This is a genomic window from Streptomyces sp. NPDC057963, assembly GCF_042887155.1.
Classification (GTDB): domain Bacteria; phylum Actinomycetota; class Actinomycetes; order Streptomycetales; family Streptomycetaceae; genus Streptomyces.
Window position 1 is genome coordinate 241,218 of record NZ_JBHVPX010000008.1, and the last position, 18,524, is coordinate 259,741.

Annotated in this window: 20 protein-coding genes and 2 pseudogenes; 16 read left to right on the plus strand and 6 right to left on the minus strand. The window is 71.8% G+C overall.

The window, feature by feature from the left end:
* Positions 1–65 precede the first annotated feature (65 nt).
* The gene (locus ACFVT1_RS20820; RefSeq protein WP_389797427.1) at positions 66–1,610 is read left to right on the plus strand and encodes an FMN-binding glutamate synthase family protein; all 1,545 of its coding nucleotides are present in this window, start codon (positions 66–68) and stop codon (positions 1,608–1,610) included.
* 25 nt (positions 1,611–1,635) lie between these two features.
* Here ACFVT1_RS20820 and ACFVT1_RS20825 read toward each other — a convergent pair.
* A pseudogene (locus ACFVT1_RS20825) lies at positions 1,636–1,859 on the minus strand (IS5/IS1182 family transposase); the annotation flags it as partial.
* A 158-nt stretch (positions 1,860–2,017) separates the two neighbouring features.
* On the opposite strand from ACFVT1_RS20825, the pseudogene ACFVT1_RS20830 reads away from it, so the two are divergent.
* Positions 2,018–2,287, plus strand: a pseudogene (locus tag ACFVT1_RS20830) (FAD-dependent monooxygenase); the annotation flags it as partial.
* 156 nt (positions 2,288–2,443) lie between these two features.
* Here ACFVT1_RS20830 and ybaK read toward each other — a convergent pair.
* From ybaK to ACFVT1_RS20850, 4 genes are all read right to left on the minus strand, one after another.
* Positions 2,444–2,947, minus strand: coding sequence for a Cys-tRNA(Pro) deacylase (gene ybaK / locus ACFVT1_RS20835; protein ID WP_389797429.1), 504 nt, complete (start codon positions 2,945–2,947; stop codon positions 2,444–2,446).
* A 48-nt stretch (positions 2,948–2,995) separates the two neighbouring features.
* Positions 2,996–3,739 (minus strand): LON peptidase substrate-binding domain-containing protein, encoded by a 744-nt coding sequence (locus tag ACFVT1_RS20840; RefSeq protein WP_389797431.1) that lies wholly within the window; start codon positions 3,737–3,739, stop codon positions 2,996–2,998.
* 5 nt (positions 3,740–3,744) lie between these two features.
* A complete protein-coding gene (locus ACFVT1_RS20845) occupies positions 3,745–4,782 on the minus strand; it encodes a hypothetical protein (protein WP_389797433.1) in 1,038 nt (345 codons plus the stop codon).
* A 257-nt stretch (positions 4,783–5,039) separates the two neighbouring features.
* Positions 5,040–6,641 (minus strand): oxidoreductase, encoded by a 1,602-nt coding sequence (locus tag ACFVT1_RS20850; protein WP_389797435.1) that lies wholly within the window; start codon positions 6,639–6,641, stop codon positions 5,040–5,042.
* 139 nt (positions 6,642–6,780) lie between these two features.
* Between ACFVT1_RS20850 and hisD the strand changes: the two genes are divergently transcribed.
* The 10 genes from hisD (at position 6,781) to ACFVT1_RS20900 (ending at position 14,799) form a co-directional block, all read left to right on the plus strand.
* Positions 6,781–8,103 carry a histidinol dehydrogenase gene (hisD, locus tag ACFVT1_RS20855; RefSeq protein ID WP_389797437.1) on the plus strand — a complete coding sequence of 441 codons (1,323 nt, stop codon included), beginning with the start codon at positions 6,781–6,783 and terminating at the stop codon, positions 8,101–8,103.
* Positions 8,100–9,248: a histidinol-phosphate transaminase gene (locus ACFVT1_RS20860; RefSeq protein WP_389797439.1), complete on the plus strand. Its 1,149-nt coding sequence runs from the start codon at positions 8,100–8,102 to the stop codon at positions 9,246–9,248. The genes hisD and ACFVT1_RS20860 overlap by 4 nt, the downstream gene beginning before the upstream one ends.
* Positions 9,245–9,841, plus strand: coding sequence for an imidazoleglycerol-phosphate dehydratase HisB (hisB, locus tag ACFVT1_RS20865; RefSeq protein ID WP_389797441.1), 597 nt, complete (start codon positions 9,245–9,247; stop codon positions 9,839–9,841). The genes ACFVT1_RS20860 and hisB overlap by 4 nt, the downstream gene beginning before the upstream one ends.
* A complete protein-coding gene (locus tag ACFVT1_RS20870) occupies positions 9,838–10,005 on the plus strand; it encodes a hypothetical protein (RefSeq protein ID WP_176740053.1) in 168 nt (55 codons plus the stop codon). Before hisB ends, ACFVT1_RS20870 begins: the two co-directional genes overlap by 4 nt.
* A gap of 37 nt (positions 10,006–10,042) precedes the next feature.
* Entirely contained in the window at positions 10,043–10,687 is a 645-nt protein-coding gene (gene hisH, locus ACFVT1_RS20875) for an imidazole glycerol phosphate synthase subunit HisH (protein WP_389797757.1), read from the plus strand.
* A complete protein-coding gene (gene priA / locus ACFVT1_RS20880) occupies positions 10,687–11,412 on the plus strand; it encodes a bifunctional 1-(5-phosphoribosyl)-5-((5-phosphoribosylamino)methylideneamino)imidazole-4-carboxamide isomerase/phosphoribosylanthranilate isomerase PriA (RefSeq protein ID WP_362208477.1) in 726 nt (241 codons plus the stop codon). Before hisH ends, priA begins: the two co-directional genes overlap by 1 nt.
* A complete protein-coding gene (locus tag ACFVT1_RS20885) occupies positions 11,409–11,807 on the plus strand; it encodes a RidA family protein (RefSeq protein ID WP_389797444.1) in 399 nt (132 codons plus the stop codon). The genes priA and ACFVT1_RS20885 overlap by 4 nt, the downstream gene beginning before the upstream one ends.
* The gene (gene hisF / locus ACFVT1_RS20890) at positions 11,804–12,559 is read left to right on the plus strand and encodes an imidazole glycerol phosphate synthase subunit HisF (RefSeq protein ID WP_362208483.1); all 756 of its coding nucleotides are present in this window, start codon (positions 11,804–11,806) and stop codon (positions 12,557–12,559) included. The genes ACFVT1_RS20885 and hisF overlap by 4 nt, the downstream gene beginning before the upstream one ends.
* Before the next feature lie 212 nt (positions 12,560–12,771).
* A complete protein-coding gene (locus tag ACFVT1_RS20895; protein WP_362208486.1) occupies positions 12,772–13,359 on the plus strand; it encodes a helix-turn-helix domain-containing protein in 588 nt (195 codons plus the stop codon).
* 165 nt (positions 13,360–13,524) lie between these two features.
* On the plus strand, positions 13,525–14,799 hold the full coding sequence (locus ACFVT1_RS20900) for an MFS transporter (protein WP_389797446.1): 1,275 nt from the start codon (positions 13,525–13,527) through the stop codon (positions 14,797–14,799).
* A gap of 26 nt (positions 14,800–14,825) precedes the next feature.
* Here ACFVT1_RS20900 and ACFVT1_RS20905 read toward each other — a convergent pair whose 3' ends face one another.
* Entirely contained in the window at positions 14,826–15,458 is a 633-nt protein-coding gene (locus ACFVT1_RS20905; RefSeq protein ID WP_389797448.1) for a TIGR03085 family metal-binding protein, read from the minus strand.
* A gap of 84 nt (positions 15,459–15,542) precedes the next feature.
* Between ACFVT1_RS20905 and hisI the strand changes: the two genes are divergently transcribed.
* From hisI to ACFVT1_RS20925, 4 genes are all read left to right on the plus strand, one after another.
* Complete coding sequence (hisI, locus tag ACFVT1_RS20910) at positions 15,543–15,926, plus strand: phosphoribosyl-AMP cyclohydrolase (protein WP_389797450.1); 384 nt, start codon at positions 15,543–15,545, stop codon at positions 15,924–15,926.
* 11 nt (positions 15,927–15,937) lie between these two features.
* The gene (locus ACFVT1_RS20915; protein WP_389797452.1) at positions 15,938–17,431 is read left to right on the plus strand and encodes an anthranilate synthase component I; all 1,494 of its coding nucleotides are present in this window, start codon (positions 15,938–15,940) and stop codon (positions 17,429–17,431) included.
* 14 nt (positions 17,432–17,445) lie between these two features.
* Positions 17,446–18,105 carry a TIGR02234 family membrane protein gene (locus ACFVT1_RS20920; RefSeq protein WP_389797453.1) on the plus strand — a complete coding sequence of 220 codons (660 nt, stop codon included), beginning with the start codon at positions 17,446–17,448 and terminating at the stop codon, positions 18,103–18,105.
* A gap of 128 nt (positions 18,106–18,233) precedes the next feature.
* The gene (locus tag ACFVT1_RS20925; RefSeq protein ID WP_389797759.1) at positions 18,234–18,482 is read left to right on the plus strand and encodes an HGxxPAAW family protein; all 249 of its coding nucleotides are present in this window, start codon (positions 18,234–18,236) and stop codon (positions 18,480–18,482) included.
* The last annotated feature ends 42 nt before the right edge of the window (positions 18,483–18,524 follow it).

Here is an 18,524-nt window from a genome sequence, read left to right on the forward strand (position 1 = left end):
CAACGCCCGACACGACGACGTCCACCGCATGGCGATGGAGTCGAGCATCGAGGAGAGGAACGTTCATGCGCCCCCGGAGCATCGCCGCGGCCACCGCAACAGCATTGGCACTGGTGGCCGCCCGTGACCTTGTCCAGAAGAAGCACGCGTTGCTCCGGAACTACCCGGTGATCGGGCACGCCCGGTACTTGTTGGAGACGATCGGGCCGGAGCTTCGGCAGTACATCGTGACCTCCAACGACGAGGAGCGCCCGTTCAGTCGTGACCAGCGCACCTGGATCTATGCAACGGCGAAGGAGGAGAACAGCTACTTCGGGTTCGGAACCGACAACGACGTCGAGCACATGCAGGGGCACGCATACCTGAAGCAGCGCACGTTCGCCGGCACGCTGCCCGACATGCACGACCCGCAGGCCCCACTGCCCTCGGCCAAGGTGCTGGGCGGGCCGCGCGGGCGCGCCAAGGCGTTCCGACCGGCGAGCATGGTGAACATCTCGGCGATGAGCTTCGGATCTCTCTCCGGCGCGGCCATCACGGCGCTCAACAAAGGGGCGGCGCTGGCGGGCACGATGCAGAACACGGGAGAGGGCGGCCTCTCGCCGTACCACCGCAACGGCGGCGACCTCGTCCTTCAAATCGGTACGGCGTACTTCGGCTGCCGCAACGAGGACGGCAGCTTCAACATCGACAAGCTCAAGGACGTGGTCGCCGGCGCCCCGGTCAAGGCGATAGAGATCAAGCTCTCTCAGGGAGCCAAGCCAGGGCTGGGCGGGATGCTGCCGGCCGCGAAGGTGACCCCGGAGATAGCCGAGATCCGCGGCATCCCGCTCGGCAAGGACTGCGCCTCCCCGTCGCGGCACACCGCGTTCCACGACGTCGACTCGATGCTCGACTTCGTCGAACTGCTCGCCACCGAGACCGGTCTGCCGGTCGGGATCAAGAGCGCGGTGGGAGAGATGGGCTTCTGGCAGGAGCTGGCCACGCTGATGGCGCGTGGCGACCGTGGCGTCGACTTCGTGACCATCGACGGCGGCGAGGGCGGCACCGGAGCGGCGCCGCTGATCTTCACCGACTCGATGTCGCTGCCCTTCCGGATGGGCTTCTCCCGGGTCTACGGCACCTTCGCCGAGCTGGGGTTGACCGACGACGTGACCTTCATCGGCTCCGGCAAGCTCGGCCTGCCCGAGAACGCCGCGGTCGCCTTCGCTCTGGGCGTCGACATGATCAACGTGGCCCGTGAGGCGATGCTGTCGATCGGCTGCATCCAGTCGCAGAAGTGCCACACCGACAAGTGCCCCACCGGCATCGCCACCCAGAACCCGCGGCTGGCCCGCGGCCTCGACCCGACCTCGAAGGCCACCAGGGCCGCTGTCTACCTGCGTGCCCTGCGCAAGGAGCTGATGAAGGTCTCGGCGGCCGTCGGCGTCGCCCACCCGGCACTCATCACAGCCACCGACATCGAGATCATGAACGGCGACTACGAAGCCCGCACCCTGGCCGGCGTCTACGGCTACAAGGACGGCTGGGGCGAGCTCGGCCCGCACCTCGCCGATGAGATCACTGCACTGCTCGCCACCAAGCCGACCTCCGTTCAGAGGCCGATTGTCTGACGCGCCGACAGCGACAAGCACCGCGCTCACTTCCTCGGTCGACCGGTGAGCGTCCGGCGGCTTCTCCGCCTCCGGGTGCTTCGGCGATCGCCCGACGCCGGCGATCTGGTCCAGGACGAGGCCGATCCGGTCCCTGATCCGCAGGCGGTGGCAGCCCAGTGGGTGGGCCGGTCCATGGACCAGTCGCTGGGGCAGCAGCGCGGCGAATGGGTCCTGGGGGGCGGTCGGCCACGACGGCAGTACAGGCACAGGTCTCCCGGTGATCACAGAGCGTCGCAACTCCGTGATCGCTAGGGGCCCTGTGCCTGTTCTGCTCCCAAGGCGCTCCACCACGCCTGTCTGCGCGAGCTCCAAGGTGTTCCCGCTCGGGGGACGCCCGCCGGCCTGGCTCGCGCCACGGTGCAGGGCCGTCGACACCGGGCGTCACGCTGCTCGGCGATGCCGCGCACCTGATGCCGCCGGTGGGAGAGGGAGCCAACATGGCACTCCTCGACGGCGCCCTGCTCGGTCTCGCGCTGGCCGCGCACCCGGACGAATTTCCCACCGCCGTCAAAGAATACGAACGTGAGATGTTCGAACGCACCGGCGCCGTCGGCCGGCAGTCCGCGCGCCTCCAGGAGATCCTGACGTCGCCCGACGCCGGCCAGAAAATGCTCGCGTTCTTCCAACCTGGCTGATGTAACCGGATGCGACCAGGCAACCGGGGGCCCAGCCGGTGTGATCACCTGCGGTTCGGGTCCCTCGGTATGCACGAGGACCAATCCGTGACGGGCGGGCTGGGATGCGCCGGGTCCTCGAACGCCGGGCGGGCCGAGGAGTGCCGGGCCCCGGGCCTACCCCCGGCCGATCTCCGCGAACACCGCTTCCGTCAGCGACGCCAGGTCCGCGGGGGAGAGTTCGACCTCCAGGCCGCGGCGGCCCGCCGAGACGCAGATGGTCTCGTGGGACCGTGCCGACGCGTCCAGCACCGTACGCAGCCGCTTCCGCTGGCCCAGGGGGGAGATGCCGCCCCGTACGTAACCGGTGGTGCGTTCCGCCGCCGCCGGGTCGGCCATCGCGGCTCGTTTGCCGCCCACCGCGGAGGCCAGCGCCTTGAGGTCGAGGGAGCCGGCCACCGGGACGACCGCCACGGTGAGGGCGCCGTCGACCTCCGCGACCAGGGTCTTGAAGACCCGGTCGGGGGAGACGCCCAGCGCCTCGGCCGCCTCCTCGCCGTAGGAGGCCGACGCCGGGTCGTGGTCGTAGGCGTGGACGGTGAACACCGTGCCGGCCGCGGTCAGCGCGACCGTCGCCGGAGTGCCGCCGGACTGCTGCTGCTTCTTCGGCTTCTTCGCCACGGGGGAGGGTCCTCGGGTCGGTCGGCTGCCGGCTGTCGGGCCGGTGGGTCAGTTGGGGTGGATGGGGGGACGCGTCAGGTCCGCCGCGGGCAGCGACGGAAGATGCCGGATGACGGCGGTCTCGGAACGCAGCAGCGTCAGCTCTTCGCGCAGCCGGGTGGCGGTGTCGGGTGCCTGGAGCAGCCGCTGCTTCGACGGGATGTCGAGTACGGCGGCCGCCGCGACCAGGTAGGAGACGACGGAGGGGTCGTCGGGCAGGTCCGCGCCCGTCGTCAGCGACCGTTCGCTCGCCCCGGCCAGTCGCTTCTGGTAGCTGCGGAAGGCCCGCAGGACGCCTTCGGCGAGTGCGCCCGCCTCCTCGCCGGGTTCCTCGACCAGCTCTTCGAGTTCGGCCGTCAGATAGGGGCCGCTCGCGTCGACGGAGAGCAGCCGGGCCCGGGTGGTGCCGGTCGCGAGGACCTCGAAGCTGCCGTCCGGCCGTTCCCGGACCTTCGCCGCGTCGGCGATGCAGCCGACCCGGTGGAAGGTCTGGATCGGGTCGGGACCGAAGCCGTCCGCGGGACCGCGCTCGACGGGGGTGCTCGTCGTGTCCGGCATTCCGGTGGACGTCGGGGCGGTCTCGTGGCCGTCGCGGATCGCGACCACGGCGAAGCGGCGGGGCTCGTCGCCGTCGGTCTTCAGCAGTTCGCGCATCATGGCGCGATAACGCTCCTCGAAGACGTTCAGCGGCAGCACGAGGCCGGGGAACAGCACCGCGTTCAGCGGGAACAGAGGCAGGCGAGCGGTGGTCACAACGGTCAAGCGTAATGGCCGCGGGCCCGGCCCCGGTCGGCCCGGCCCGGCAAAGGTGTCACACAGGCCACCCGGAGCCGTGCGTCGTTCCTCGCGTCGAGGAACCGGCCGAGCGGATCGTCGGAGACCGACGACCACGGGAACGACGCCGCGTGGGGCCCGATCCGGCCGAACTGCTCCAGCGCCTCGTCCCAGCGGCCCCGGGCGACCAGCACGAACGCCAGCAGGTTGCGGACCTCGGCGGGCCAGGGATCGCCGGGCGGGAACGAGGCGGACAGTGTGATCGCCAGATCCGCCGCCGCGTCGATCCGCTCCACCTGCACCGAGGTGGTCCGTGCATCCGGTCCCTCGATCAGCAGGGCGAAGGCGGCCCGTAGCGGCAGCGCCTGCACCAGCGAGCCGGGCAGCGAGTCCTCGGCCGCCCGCTCGGCGAAGTCGAAGCATTCGCGGTGCGAGCCGTACCAGGCGGCGGAGAGGTACCGCAGGGCCGCGACATGGCAGCCGTAGTGGTGCGAGGAGCGCTGGATCGCCTGCTCCCACAGCGCCTCGAAGGTGGTGTGCGTGGCGTGGGTGCCGCGCGCGTGGTCGAGCGCCAGCCGCCAGGGCACCGGGTCGCGCGGATCGCTCTCCGCCGCCGCGGTGATCAGCGGCCCCACCTCGCGCAGCTGCTCGGCCCGGACGGGCGACTCCCAGGCCCGGCGGACCGCCAGCTCCGCCTTGACGAGCAGCGCGTCCGGGTCGTGCGGCGCGGCGGCGAGCCAGCCGGACAGCCAGCCGTCGCGGCTGCGGGCGAAGGCGACGAGCCGGCCGAGGTAGCGGTCCCGGTTCTCCCACTCGGCGCCGTCCCGGGTGGTGGCGAGGAGCTTCGCGGCCGGTTCGTACTCCCCGAGGGCGGCGGCGACGAGTGCCGGGGAGAGCCGCTCGTCGGGGGCGTCGAGCAGCACCGCGTCGTCCGCCGGCAGTCCCGCGGGCCCCAGGGGGGAGCGCCGGATCATGCCCGCGGTACGGAGCAGAGCGCGAAGGAATGACATGGTGCAGACCATTGAAAAGCGCTGGTCCGGGCGGCGCCAAGGGGGTTGCTGTGAAGCTTTGGTGCCGAGTGGATGGGTTGTACCGGGCGCGGTCAATAAAAGGTAAAGGAAAGTGGGGAATCTGGCTTGTTCCTGTTGCTCCGGCGGGCCGTGCCCGGCCCTCCCGTCGTGGCTCGGCCGGTCGTCGGCCATGGCCTCCGCGACCGCGGTGACCGCCCGGTGCCGGGCCTCCGGACGGTCACCGGAGGCCCGGCGCGGCCGGTTCCCGGTCAGCCCCGGCGCAGCAGCCGGGAGGCGCCGGCCGCGACCGTCGTGGCCAGTATCCAACCCAGCAGGACGAGCACGGCGGCCGTCCACTGCCAGCCGCCCTGCATCCGCCAGTAACCGTCCTGGCCGAGGTTGATCACCGGCACCAGCAGGTCGAGTGCGTACAGAGCGGGGTTCCAGTCCGGATGCTCGTCCTGTTTGATCGCCGCCGGGACGTGCTGGGAGAAGGCCAGCGTGCCCGCCGCCCACAGCACCGCCATCCACACCGCGGCCCGCCCCGGCCGGTAGCCGTACGCCACCGTCCAGTCCTGCAGGAAGCCCCAGAGCTTCGCGGCGGCCGGCAGCGTCTCGCGGCGCCTGCGCTGCTTGGCCAGCAGCACCTCGCGGGCGTCCGCGTCCTCCCCGCAGCTGCGCAGCACGGTCGCGAGGCGTTCGTAGGGCTCCGGCACGTACTCCGGGGTCGCCGCCGCCACCCACTCCAGGCGCCGGGAGAGCGGGAAGTGGCCGTACGGGACGAGGTTCTCGTACACGAAACCGCCCATCGCCAGACCACCGGGCCCCGGCCAGCTGGTCGACACGTCGATCAGGGTGACCACCCTCGCGCCGTTCAGCACGACCCGGCCCTCCTCCGGCCGCTCCGCGTTGAACCGCAGCTCCGGAGTGACGATCCGGCGCAGCGACAGCTCCTCGTGCCGGGCCAGCACGAACCGCGCCTTGTGCAGATCCACGGCGTCGCCGAACCGCCCGTCGTCCAGGCGCACCCCGCCGCGGCACTCGAAGATCTGCGAACGCGTACCGCGCGCCGGGGTCGGGGCCATGACGATGCCGTACGGGGGAGTGGTGCCCTGGTTCCCGGTGTCGACGCTCACCCACGCCTCGCTCATGTACAGCGTCCGCTCCACCGTCAGCTGCGGGGCGTTCAGCGCGCGCCGGCCCTCCCTGCCCCGCAGCCTGCTGCCGCGCAGGCTCAGCGAACCGCCGACCTTCGCCCCGCGCAGGCTCAGCTCGCCGTGCGCCTCGACCAGCTCCGCCTGGAGGTCCTGGGCGACCGCCAGACCGTCACCGGCCAGGGCGCGCCCGCCCCGGTCGGGGCCGATCTCGATCTGGTTGATCAGCAGATCGGTGCCGATCTGGGCGTCGGTGAGCCGGATCCCGCGCTTGACGCGGCAGCGCGGCAGATGCAGATCGCCCTCGGTGCGCAGCCGGGCCGCCTCCAGCCGGGGCATCGCACAGCCGACGATCCGCAAGGTCGTGAAATGGCATTCGGGCAGCACCACCTCGTTCTCGAAACGGCAGCCGGTCAGCTCGACGTACGGCGCGACGCGCCCGCCCGCGAGATCGAGCGTTCCGGTGATCCGTACCCCCCGGAGCTTCAGCGCCGCGACCCGGCCGGGCCGCGGCGGCGGCCCGGACAGCAGCAGCCGGGCGACGACGCGCCCGTCCACACTGCGTTCCGGTCCCCAGACGCGCGGCGCGAACGGATCGTCCCGCGCCGGGTCGCGGGCGCGCAGATCGTAGGTGCTGCCGTTCCGGAAGGCCTGCCACATGCCCAGCTCGGCCGCGCTGAGGCCGTCCGGAAAATCGCCGTCGTGCGGTTCGGTCACGGGGTGCCCCTTCCGCTCGGAGCTGTTCTTCCCGCTGGGTGACGGTGTGAACGCAATTGGTCAGCGGATACCGCCGAGAGATGTATCAGCCAGTGATACGGGCGACCGGACGCCGCAGGCGGTCTGCGAGAATTGCGGTGTGATCTCTCGAATCGATCTGCGCGGCGAGGCCCTCCCCGAGGGCGGAGCCCTGCGCGACCTGCTGCCCCGTGCCGAGTTCGACGTGGAAGCCGCCCTGGAGACGGTGCGGCCCATCTGCGAGGACGTACGCCATCGCGGCTCGGCGGCAGTGATCGAGTGGGGAGAGAAATTCGACGGTGTACGGATCGAGTCGATCCGCGTTCCCGCCGCGGCGGTCGCCGAGGCGCTGGAGGGGCTCGATCCCGCCGTGCGGGCCGCCCTGGAGGAGTCGATCCGCCGGGCCCGCCTCGTCCACGGCGAGCAGCGCCGCACCACGCACACCACCCAGGTCGTCCCCGGCGGCACCGTCACCGAGAAGTGGGTGCCGGTCGAGCGCGTCGGGCTGTACGTACCGGGCGGACGCTCCGTCTACCCGTCGTCCGTCGTCATGAACGTCGTACCGGCCCAGGAGGCGGGCGTCGAGGGCATCGCCGTCGCGTCCCCGCCGCAGAAGGACTTCGGCGGTCTGCCGCACCCCACCATCCTCGCCGCCTGCGCCCTGCTCGGCGTCGACGAGGTGTACGCGGCCGGCGGCGCCCAGGCCGTCGCGATGTTCGCGTACGGAACGGCCGAGTGCCCTCCGGTGAACCTCGTCACCGGCCCCGGCAACATCTATGTCGCCGCCGCCAAGCGCCTCCTCAAGGGCCGGATCGGCATCGACGCCGAGGCCGGCCCCACGGAGATCGCGATCCTCGCCGACTCCACCGCCGACCCGGTCCACGTCGCCGCCGACCTGATCAGCCAGGCCGAGCACGACCCGATGGCCGCCGCGGTCCTGGTCACCGACTCCGAGGAGCTGGCCGCCGCCACCGAGGCCGAGCTGAAGCCGCAGGTCGCCGCGACCAAGCACGTCACCGACCGGATCGAGCCCGCGCTGGCCGGCCGCCAGTCCGCGATCGTCCTGGTCAATGACCTGGAGGACGGACTCAAGGTCGTCGACGCGTACGCCGCCGAGCACCTGGAGATCCAGACCGCCGACGCCGCGGCCGTCGCCGACCGGGTCCGCAACGCCGGAGCGGTCTTCGTCGGCCCGTGGGCGCCGGTCTCGCTCGGCGACTACTGCGCCGGCTCCAACCACGTCCTGCCCACCGGCGGCTGCGCCTGCCACTCCTCGGGCCTGTCGGTGCAGTCCTTCCTGCGCGGCATCCACATCGTCGACTACACCCGCGACGCGCTCGCCGAGGTCACCCACCACGTCGTGACCCTCGCCGAGGCGGAGGACCTCCCCGCCCACGGCGCCGCGCTCAAGGCCAGGTTCGGCTGGAAGGTTCCGCAGCAGTGACGCACAGCAACACCCCCCGCAGGGCCACCCGCATCGACGATCTGCCGATCCGCGACGAACTGCGCGGCAAGTCCCCCTACGGGGCGCCGCAGCTCGACGTACCCGTGCGGCTGAACACCAACGAGAACCCCTACCCGCTGCCGGAGGCGCTCGTCGACCGGATCGCCGAGCGCGTCCGCGAGGCCGCCCGCGACCTCAACCGCTACCCCGACCGGGACGCCGTCGAGCTCCGTACGGAACTGGCCCGCTACCTCAGCCGCACCGCCGGACACGACGTCGCCCTCGCCAACGTCTGGGCCGCCAACGGCTCCAACGAGGTGCTCCAGCAGCTGCTGCAGACCTTCGGCGGCCCGGGGCGCACCGCGATCGGCTTCGAGCCCTCGTACTCCATGCACGCCCTCATCGCCCGCGGGACCGGCACCCGCTGGATCTCCGGACCGCGCAACGAGGACTTCACCATCGACGTCGAGGCCGCCCGGCGGGCCATCGCCGAGCACCGGCCCGACGTCGTCTTCATCACCTCGCCCAACAACCCCACCGGCACCGCCGTCGACGCCGGCACCGTCCTCGCGCTGTACGAGGCGGCCCAGGCGGCCGGGCCGTCGATGGTCGTCGTCGACGAGGCGTACGGCGAGTTCAGCCACCACGCCTCGCTGCTCCCGCTGATCGAGGGCCGGCCGCACCTGGTGCTCTCGCGCACCATGTCCAAGGCGTTCGGCGCCGCCGGACTGCGCCTCGGCTACCTCGCCGCCGACCCGGCCGTCGTCGACGCGGTCCAGCTGGTGCGGCTGCCTTACCACCTGTCCTCCATCACGCAGGCCACCGCGCTCGCCGCCCTGGAGCACACCGATACGCTGCTCGGATACGTCGCGCAGCTCAAGAGCGAGCGCGACCGGATCGTCACGGAGCTGCGCGCGCTCGGCTACGACGTCACCGACTCGGACGCCAACTTCGTCCAGTTCGGCCGCTTCGCCGACAGCCACACCGCCTGGCAGCGAATCCTCGACCGGGGCGTCCTGGTCCGGGACAACGGCGTACCGGGATGGCTGCGGGTCTCCGCGGGCACCCCGGCGGAGAACGACGCGTTCCTCGATGCGGTACGCACGCTTGCACATGAGATCGCCAAGAAGGAGCACGACGCATGAGCCCCCGCGTAGGCCGCGTGGAACGCACCACCAAGGAAACCTCGGTACTCGTCGAGATAAATCTGGACGGCACCGGCAAGGTCGATGTGTCGACCGGGGTCGGCTTCTACGACCACATGCTCGACCAGCTCGGCCGGCACGGTCTCTTCGACCTCACGGTCAAGACCGACGGCGACCTGCACATCGACTCGCACCACACCATCGAGGACACCGCCCTCGCGCTCGGCGCCGCGTTCAAGCAGGCCCTCGGCGACAAGGTCGGCATCCACCGCTTCGGCAACTGCACCGTCCCGCTGGACGAGTCGCTGGCCCAGGTCACCGTCGACCTGTCGGGCCGCCCGTACCTGGTGCACACCGAGCCCGAGAACATGGCGCCCATGATCGGCGCGTACGACACGACGATGACCCGGCACATCCTGGAGTCCTTCGTCGCTCAGGCGCAGATCGCCCTGCACGTCCACGTGCCGTACGGGCGCAACGCCCACCACATCGTGGAGTGCCAGTTCAAGGCGCTCGCCCGCGCCCTGCGCTACGCCAGTGAGCACGACCCGCGCGCTGCCGGAATCCTTCCTTCCACGAAGGGCGCGCTGTGACCGGCCTCAACACCATCCTGATCCTGGTCGGCCTCTTCCTGGCCGGCGGGGTCTACTCCTTCTCGAAGCAGAAGATGCCCAAGGGAGTCATCGTCCTGCTCGGGCTCGCTTCCGTGATGTGCCTGGTCGCAGGCGTCATGCGGATCCAGGGACTCTGGGACTGAGGTACGACTTGTGAGCGACCGGAACAAGAGCGACCAGGTGAAGAGCGGCAAGAAGAAGGTCGTCGTCTTCGACTACGGCTTCGGCAACGTCCGTTCCGCCGAGCGGGCCCTCGCCCGCGTCGGCGCGGAGGTCGAGATCACCCGCGACTACGAGAGGGCGATGAACGCCGACGGGCTGCTGGTGCCCGGCGTCGGCGCCTTCTCCGCCTGCATGGAGGGGCTGAAGAAGGCCCGCGGTGAATGGGTCATCGGCCGCAGGCTGGCGGGCGGCCGTCCCGTCATGGGCATCTGCGTCGGCATGCAGATCCTCTTCGAACGCGGCATCGAGCACGGTGTGGAGACGGAGGGGCTGGACGAATGGCCCGGCACCGTCGCCCCGCTGAAGGCCCCGATCGTCCCGCACATGGGCTGGAACACCGTGCGGTCCCCCGAGGACTCCCAGCTCTTCGCGGGTCTCGACCCCGAGGCCCGGTTCTACTTCGTGCACTCCTACGCGGTGCACGACTGGAGCCTGGAGGTCACCAACGCCAAGATCCGCGCGCCCCGGGTCACCTGGGCCACCCACGGCGAGCCGTTCGTCGCGGCCGTGGAGAACGGCGCCCTGTGGGCCACCCAGTTCCACCCCGAGAAGTCCGGCGATGCCGGCGCCCAGCTGCTGACCAACTGGATCGAGACGCTGTAATGCCGAAGCTTGAACTCCTTCCCGCCGTCGACGTCCGCGACGGCCAGGCCGTCCGCCTCGTCCACGGCGAGTCCGGCTCCGAGACCTCCTACGGTGACCCCCTGCAGGCCGCCCTCGCCTGGCAGCAGGCGGGCGCCGAATGGCTGCACCTCGTCGACCTGGACGCCGCGTTCGGCACCGGCGACAACCGGGAGCGGATCGCCGAGGTCGCCCGCTCCATGGACATCAAGGTCGAGCTCTCCGGCGGCATCCGCGACGACGCCTCGCTGGCCGCCGCCCTCGCCACCGGCTGCACCCGGGTCAACCTCGGCACCGCCGCCCTGGAGAGCCCGGAGTGGGTCGCCAAGGTCATCGCCGAGCACGGTGACCAGATCGCCGTCGGTCTGGATGTCCGCGGCACGACGCTGCGCGGCCGCGGCTGGACCCGCGACGGCGGCGACCTCTACGAGACGCTCGCCCGCCTCGACTCCGAGGGCTGCGCCCGCTACGTCGTCACCGACATCGCCAAGGACGGCACGCTCCAGGGCCCCAACCTGGAGCTCCTGAAGAACGTCTGCGCCGCCACCGACAAGCCCGTCGTCGCCTCCGGCGGTGTCTCCTCGCTGGACGACCTGCGGGCCATCGCCGCGCTCGTCCCGGACGGCGTCGAGGGCGCGATCGTCGGCAAGGCGCTGTACGCGAAGGCGTTCACCCTCGAAGAGGCGCTGCGGGTGGTCTCCGGATGACCGGCTCCGTCAACCGCATCTCCTCCGACGCCCCCTGGGAGGAGAAGTTCGGCTACTCCCGCGCGGTGCAGCTGCCGAACGGCCTGGTCCTGGTCGCCGGCTGCACGTCGGTGGAGAACGGGCAGATCTCCGCGGGCGGCCCGTACGAGCAGACCGTCACCGCCTTCAAGGTCGCCTTCGACGCGCTGAAGCAGGCCGGACTGGGCCGCGAGGACGTCGTCCGCACCCGGATGTACCTCACGCACGCCCGGGACGTGGACGAGGTCGGCCGCGCCCACAAGGAGCTCTTCGACGACGTCCGCCCCGCCGCTTCGATGATCATCGTGTCCGGTTTCGTGGACCCGAGCCTGGTCGTCGAGGTCGAGGTCGAGGCCTACCGGGCAGGTGTGCGGTGACTCTCGCGGTACGCGTCATCCCGTGCCTGGACGTCGACAACGGCCGGGTCGTCAAGGGCGTCAACTTCCAGAACCTGCGCGACGCGGGCGACCCCGTCGAGATGGCGAAGCTGTACGACGCCGAGGGTGCCGACGAGCTGACCTTCCTGGACATCACCGCGTCCAGCGGCGACCGCGAGACCACCTACGACGTGGTGCGCCGCACCGCCGAGCAGGTCTTCATCCCGCTCACGGTCGGCGGCGGAGTCCGCACCGCCGACGATGTCGACAAGCTGCTGCGGGCCGGCGCCGACAAGGTCGGCGTCAACACCGCGGCCATCGCCCGCCCCGACCTCCTCCGGGAGATCGCCGAGCGCTTCGGCCGCCAGGTCCTGGTGCTCTCCGTGGACGCCCGGCGCACGCCCGCGGGCACCTTCGAGGTCACCACGCACGGCGGCCGCAAGGGCACCGGCATCGACGCCGTCGAGTGGGCGCACCGGGCCGCCGAACTGGGCGCGGGCGAGATCCTGCTCAACTCGATGGACGCCGACGGCACGAAGGACGGCTACGACACCGAGATGATCACGGCGGTACGGGAGCACGTGACCGTCCCCGTCATCGCCTCCGGCGGCGCGGGCCGGCTCGCGGACTTCGCCCCGGCCATCGCGGCGGGGGCCGACGCGGTGCTCGCCGCGTCCGTCTTCCACTTCGGCGACCTGCGGATCTCCGAGGTCAAGGGCGCGCTCAGGGAGGCCGGACACCCGGTCCGCTGACCGCAGCGCCCAAGCGCTCATCGATCGCCGGGCGGAGCCGATTTTTCGGCTCCGCCCGGCGATCGGCGTTTCGAGGGCCGTTCCCCCTCTCTCCTGCCTCCGGCCGCCGGTCTCTCCGTCCCTCCGGCCGCCGGGCACCGCAGCCGAATCCTGCAACTTTTATTGCGCAACAAAGCTTGCGCAATTTTTCTTTTCTATCTACGGTGAGGGGCATGGCAAGCAACGAACCGCGCCGGATCTCGGACCTGGAGACCCTCAAGGCGTTCGGACACCCCCTGCGAATGAAGCTCTACCGGGCGCTCTACATCTCCCGGAAGGCCACCGCCTCCCAGCTCGCCGAGCAGGTCGACGAGGCGGTCTCACTGGTCAGCTACCACCTGCGCAAACTCGCCGACCACGGCCTGATCGAGGAGGCCGAGCAGCAGGGCAAGGACGGCCGCGAGCGCTGGTGGCAGCCCGCCTCGAAGGGGGTGAACTTCCACACCGAGGACTTCAGTGACGCGCCCGAGAAGGCCGCCACGCACGCCGCTGTCGGCCGGCTCTCGTTCGACCAGCACGTCGAGCTGTACCGCCGCTACATCGACTCGGCCCCGAGCTGGCCACAGGAGTGGCGCAGCGCCGCCTCCGGCTCCGAGTACCTGGCCCGGCTCACCTCCGAGGAGCTCGCCGCGCTCAGCCGCGAGGTGCACCAGCTGATCAACCGGTACGAGGACCTCGGCCGCGCCCGTGACGAGGCAGGAGACACGGAAGGGCGCGAGAACGTCGCCCTGCACCTGTACGCGTTCCCGTTCCGCACCTGACCCGGCGCCCTGAACGGAAGGGCGCGAGAACGTCGCCCTGCACCTGTACGCGTTCCCGTTCCGCACCTGACCCGGCGCCCCGAACGGAAGGGCGCGGGAACGTCGCCCTGCACCTGTACGCATTCCCGTTCCGCACCTGAGCCGGCGCCCCGAGAGGACACCTTCATGACCGACACCGACACCGGAACCGGCAGCGACACCGGAACCGGCACTACCGCGAAAGCTCCCGAACGCCCCGCCCACCGCGACGGCAACATCCTGCGCTGGCTCGGCGCCTACACCGCGTCGATGATCGGCGACAGCGTCTACTACATGGCGCTCGCCTGGGCCGCCGCCCGCACCGGCAGCGCCTCCCAGACCGGGCTCGTGCTCGCCGTCGGCTCCATACCCCGAGCCCTGCTGATGCTCGGCGGGGGAGTGCTCGCCGACCGGATCGGACCGCGCCGCGTCGTCATCGGCAGCGACGCCGCCCGCTGTCTGGTCGTCCTGGGCCTGGCGGGCGCGCTGCTGCTCACCTCGCCCGCCGTGTGGATGCTGATCGCCGTCGCGCTCGTCTTCGGCGTGGTCGACGCCCTCTTCCTGCCCGCCGTCGGCGCCCTGCCGCCCCGGATCACCGCCGCCGGGCAGCTGGCCCGCGTGCAGGGGCTGCGCGGACTCGCCGCCCGCACCGCCAATGTCGTCGGAGCCCCGCTCGGAGGCGTCGCGGTGGCCGTCGGCGGCCCGGCGCTCGCGTTCGCGGCGGCCGGGGCGCTCTTCGCCGTGTCGCTGCCGCTGCTCCTGTCCCTGCGGATCAGCCCGCTGCCCGCCCGGGAGAGCGCCGAACCGTCCGGCAGCGCCTGGCGCGAACTGGCCGACGGGCTGCGCCACATCCGCCGCCACCCGGTGCTCGGGCCGCTGATGCTCGTCACCGCCGTCGGCGAGCTGGGCTTCACCGGGCCGCTCAACCTCGGCCTGATCCTGCTCGCGGGGGAGCGCGGCTGGGGGGCGTCCGGCATGGGCTGGGTGGTCGCCGGGTTCGGCATCGGTGCCGGTGCGTCGGCCCTGCTGCTCGCCGTGCGCGGCCGGGTGCCGCGGGCCGGCCTGGTGATGTGCCTGATGGTGCTGATCAGCGCGGTCGCCATCGCGGCCCTGGCCTACGCGCCCTCGTTGGGCCTCGCCGTCGCCGTCGCCGTCTGCATCGGGCTCTTCGCCGGACTCGGCGGCTCCCTGTGCGGCGCCCTGACCCAGACCACCGCCGAACCCGCCTACCTGGGCCGGGTCACCTCCGTCTCGACGCTCTTCACCCACGCGATCGCCCCGCTCAGCTATCCGGTCACGGGAGCCGCCGTCGCCGCCTGGGGGACGGGCCCGGTCTTCGTCACCAGCGCAGCGGTGTGCGCGGCAGGGGCGACGGCCGGTCTGTTCTTCACCCGGCTGCGCCGCGCGGAACTCCCCCGCTGACCCGGGGAGTGCGCGCGGCCGGCCCCCTACATGCCCAGCTCCGCCGTGTGCAGCCGGGCCACCGCCTCCTTGTCGCCGTCGAGGCCCACCGCCGCCTCGTCCTGCCGCCCGAACACGAAGAGCAGCAGCTCGCCCGGCTCGCCGGTGACCGTCACCACCGGGGTGCCCTTGTGCGCCACCACCGTCTGGCCGTCCGGGCGGCGCAGCACCAGCCCCACCGGGGACTTGCGCCCCAGCAGCCGGGCCGTCCTCTCGGCGCGCGACCACAGCACATCGGCGAAGACCGGGTCCAGCTCACGCCGCGACCAGTCCGGCTGGGCCCGGCGCACATCCTCCGCGTGGACGTAGAACTCGACGGTGTTGGCGGCCTCGTCGATCTGCTTGAGGCCGAACGGGGACATCCGCGGCGGCCCGGTACGGATCAGCTGGATCAGCTCCTCGTACGGCTTCGCCGTGTACTCCGCCTGCACCCGTTCGAGGCGGTTCTTGAGCACCCCCAGCACGGCCCCTCCCGCCGCGTCCGGCCGGCGCTCGCGGACCACCACATGGGCCGCCAGGTCCCGGGTGGTCCAGCCGTGGCACAGGGTCGGGGCCTCTGGGCCCGCCGCCTCCAACAGGTCGGCGAGCAGAAGTCGTTCGCGCTTCGCATGGGTCGACATGGTCGCCAGCGTACGACCGCCGCACGCGGTCCGCCCAGTGGACGCCGTACCGGACCGCTGCCCCGCCCACGGCACAATGGGCACATGACCAGCGCGCCCACGTCCAGCACCCCGCCGCCGTCCGGCAACCTCGACCCGGCCGTCGCCGCCCGCCTCAAGCGCGGCGCCGACGGCCTCGTCCCGGCGATCGCCCAGCAGTACGACACCGGCGAGGTACTGATGCTCGGCTGGATGGACGACGAGGCGCTGCACCGCACCCTCACCACCGGCCGCTGCACCTACTGGTCCCGCAGCCGCCAGGAATACTGGGTCAAGGGCGACACCTCGGGCCACATCCAGCAGGTCAAGTCCGTCGCCCTCGACTGCGACGCCGACACCGTTCTCGTCCAGGTCGACCAGACGGGGGCCGCCTGCCACACCGGCGACCGCACCTGCTTCGACGCCGACGTCCTCCCGCTCGCCCAGTAGGGTCAGCCGCCATGGATCTCGACACCTTCCGCAAGCTGGCCGTCGACCGGCGCGTCATCCCCGTCAGCCGCCGGCTCCTGGCCGACGGCGACACCCCGGTCGGCCTCTACCGCAAACTCGCGGGCGAGCGCACCGGGACCTTCCTCCTCGAATCCGCGGAGAACGGCCGCACCTGGTCGCGCTACTCCTTCATCGGGGTACGCAGCGCCGCCACCCTCACCACACACGACGGGCAGGCGCACTGGCTGGGCACCCCGCCCGTCGGCGTCCCCGTCGACGGGGACCCGCTGCGGGCCCTGCGCGCCACCATCGAGACCCTGCACACCCCGCACGACCTGGTCGTCGACGACGGACTGCCCCCGTTCACCGGCGGCATGGTCGGCTACCTGGGCTACGACATCGTGCGCCGCCTGGAGAAGATCGGCGACAGCGTGGAGGACGACCTCCACCTCCCCGAGCTGACGATGCTGCTCACCTCGGACCTGGCCGTACTCGACCACTGGGACGGCAGCGTCCTGCTGATCGCCAACGCGATCAACCACAACGACCTCGCGACCGGCGTCGACGAGGCGTACGCGGACGCCGTCGCCCGTCTCGACGCCATGGAGCGGGACCTCTCGCGCCCCGTCGAGAACGCCCCCGCCGTCCTCCCGCCGTCCGAGCTCCCCCCGTACACCGCGCTGTGGGGCGGCGAGGCGTACCAGGGCGCCGTCGAGGACGTGAAGGAACGCATCAGGGCCGGCGAGGCCTTCCAGGTCGTTCCCTCCCAGCGCTTCGAGACCCCGTGCACGGCGAGCGCGCTGGACGTCTACCGGGTGCTGCGCGCCACCAACCCGTCGCCGTACATGTACCTCTTCCGCTTCGACGGCTTCGACGTCGCCGGCTCCAGTCCGGAAGCCCTCGTCAAGGTCGAGGACGGGCGCGCCATGGTCCACCCGATCGCCGGGACCAGGCACCGCGGCGCCACCCCGCAGGAGGACCAGGCCCTCGCCGAGGAGCTCCTCGCCGACCCCAAGGAACGCGCCGAGCACCTGATGCTCGTGGACCTCGGCCGCAACGACCTGGGACGGGTCTGCGAACCCGGCACCGTCGAGGTCGTCGACTTCATGTCGATCGAGCGGTACTCGCACGTGATGCACATCGTCTCCACCGTCACCGGCCGCGTCGCCGAGGGCCGCACCGCCTTCGACGTCCTCACCGCGTGCTTCCCCGCGGGCACGCTCTCCGGCGCCCCCAAACCGCGTGCGATGCAGATCATCGAGGAGCTCGAACCGACCCGCCGCGGGCTGTACGGAGGCTGCGTCGGCTACCTCGACTTCGCCGGGGACTCCGACACCGCCATCGCGATCCGCACCGCCCTGCTCCGCGACGGCACGGCGTACGTCCAGGCCGGAGCGGGTGTCGTCGCCGACTCCGACCCGGTGGCCGAGGACACCGAGTGCCGCAACAAGGCCGCGGCCGTGCTCCGGGCGGTGCATACGGCCAACCGGCTCCGCGGAGCGTGAGGCGGTAAGGGATAGTGGGGTACGTGAGTGCTGTCCCCGTACCCCAGCCCCGTGCCCGAGCGGCAACCGCGTCCGACGCCGCAGGAAGCCGCCGCAGCCTGGCCGCCGGCCTGCTCCTCGGGGCGGCCGGTGCCACCGTCGTCCTCCTCGCCTCCGGCCAGACGTGGGCCGAGGGCCGGGCGGCCGTCGGCGGCGGCTCCCTGCCGCTGACCGCCGACGGCCAGGACGTCACCGGCCTCCCGGCCGCCCTCGCCATCGTCGGCCTGGCCGCCCTCGTCGCCGTCTTCGCCGTCCGCAGCGGCGGGCGGCTGATCGTCTCGGGGCTCCTCGCCCTCAGCGGCCTCGGCGCCGGACTGAGCGCCTACCTCGGCGCCTCCGACAGCACGGCGCTCGACGAGAAGGCCGCCCGGACCACCGGCGACGCCTCGGCGACCATCGAGGCCCTCAGCCACACCGTGTGGCCCTACGTCACCGCGGGCGGCGGCCTGCTGATCCTCCTCGCCGGACTGCTCGCCCTGCGGTACGGGAAGCTCTGGCCGACCATGTCGGGGCGGTACGAACGGGACGGCACCCCCCGCCCCCGCAAGGCCGCCCGGACCGCCCCGGACCCGGACCGGCCCGAGGACCTGTGGAAGGCCCTGGACCGCGGCGAGGACCTGACGCGCGAGGCATGACCCCCGAGCTCACGTCCTACCTGCGCGTACGGGACAATGAGGCCGAGCTTTCAGCACAGCGGCACCAACAGCGGCACCAGCTTTGCGTACAGCGATACCAACAGCGCATCACCAACAAGGAGCAACTCATGGCGGGCAGCAGCCACGGACACACCCCGGCCGCCTGGACCGGTGTCATCATCTCCTTCATCGGATTCTGTGCCGCAGGCGTCTTCATGGTCGCGGCCAACCCGATCGGCTTCTGGGCCGGTATCGCCGTCATCCTCCTCGGCGGGATCGTCGGCCTCGTGATGAAGGCCGCGGGTCTCGGCATGCCGAAGGAGTCGGAGGAGATGGCCCGTGCCAGGGCCGCTGCCGCGCAGGCCCAGATCTCCTGACGCACGCGGTACCCCGTACGCGTGCGAGGCGCAGCCCGGTCC

Excerpts from the sequence above, each read along its gene's own strand:
- ACFVT1_RS20845 (WP_389797433.1), bottom strand. The coding sequence starts at position 4,782 with ATGGTCTGCACCATGTCATTCCTTCGCGCTCTGCTCCGTACCGCGGGC.
- ACFVT1_RS20905 (WP_389797448.1), bottom strand. The coding sequence starts at position 15,458 with ATGTCGACCCATGCGAAGCGCGAACGACTTCTGCTCGCCGACCTGTTG.
- ACFVT1_RS20895 (WP_362208486.1), top strand. The coding sequence starts at position 12,772 with ATGGCAAGCAACGAACCGCGCCGGATCTCGGACCTGGAGACCCTCAAG.
- ACFVT1_RS20915 (WP_389797452.1), top strand. The coding sequence starts at position 15,938 with ATGGATCTCGACACCTTCCGCAAGCTGGCCGTCGACCGGCGCGTCATC.
- hisI (WP_389797450.1), top strand. The coding sequence starts at position 15,543 with ATGACCAGCGCGCCCACGTCCAGCACCCCGCCGCCGTCCGGCAACCTC.
- ACFVT1_RS20885 (WP_389797444.1), top strand. The coding sequence starts at position 11,409 with ATGACCGGCTCCGTCAACCGCATCTCCTCCGACGCCCCCTGGGAGGAG.
- hisB (WP_389797441.1), top strand. The coding sequence starts at position 9,245 with ATGAGCCCCCGCGTAGGCCGCGTGGAACGCACCACCAAGGAAACCTCG.
- ACFVT1_RS20900 (WP_389797446.1), top strand. The coding sequence starts at position 13,525 with ATGACCGACACCGACACCGGAACCGGCAGCGACACCGGAACCGGCACT.
- ACFVT1_RS20925 (WP_389797759.1), top strand. The coding sequence starts at position 18,234 with ATGGCGGGCAGCAGCCACGGACACACCCCGGCCGCCTGGACCGGTGTC.
- priA (WP_362208477.1), top strand. The coding sequence starts at position 10,687 with ATGCCGAAGCTTGAACTCCTTCCCGCCGTCGACGTCCGCGACGGCCAG.
- ACFVT1_RS20820 (WP_389797427.1), top strand. The coding sequence starts at position 66 with ATGCGCCCCCGGAGCATCGCCGCGGCCACCGCAACAGCATTGGCACTG.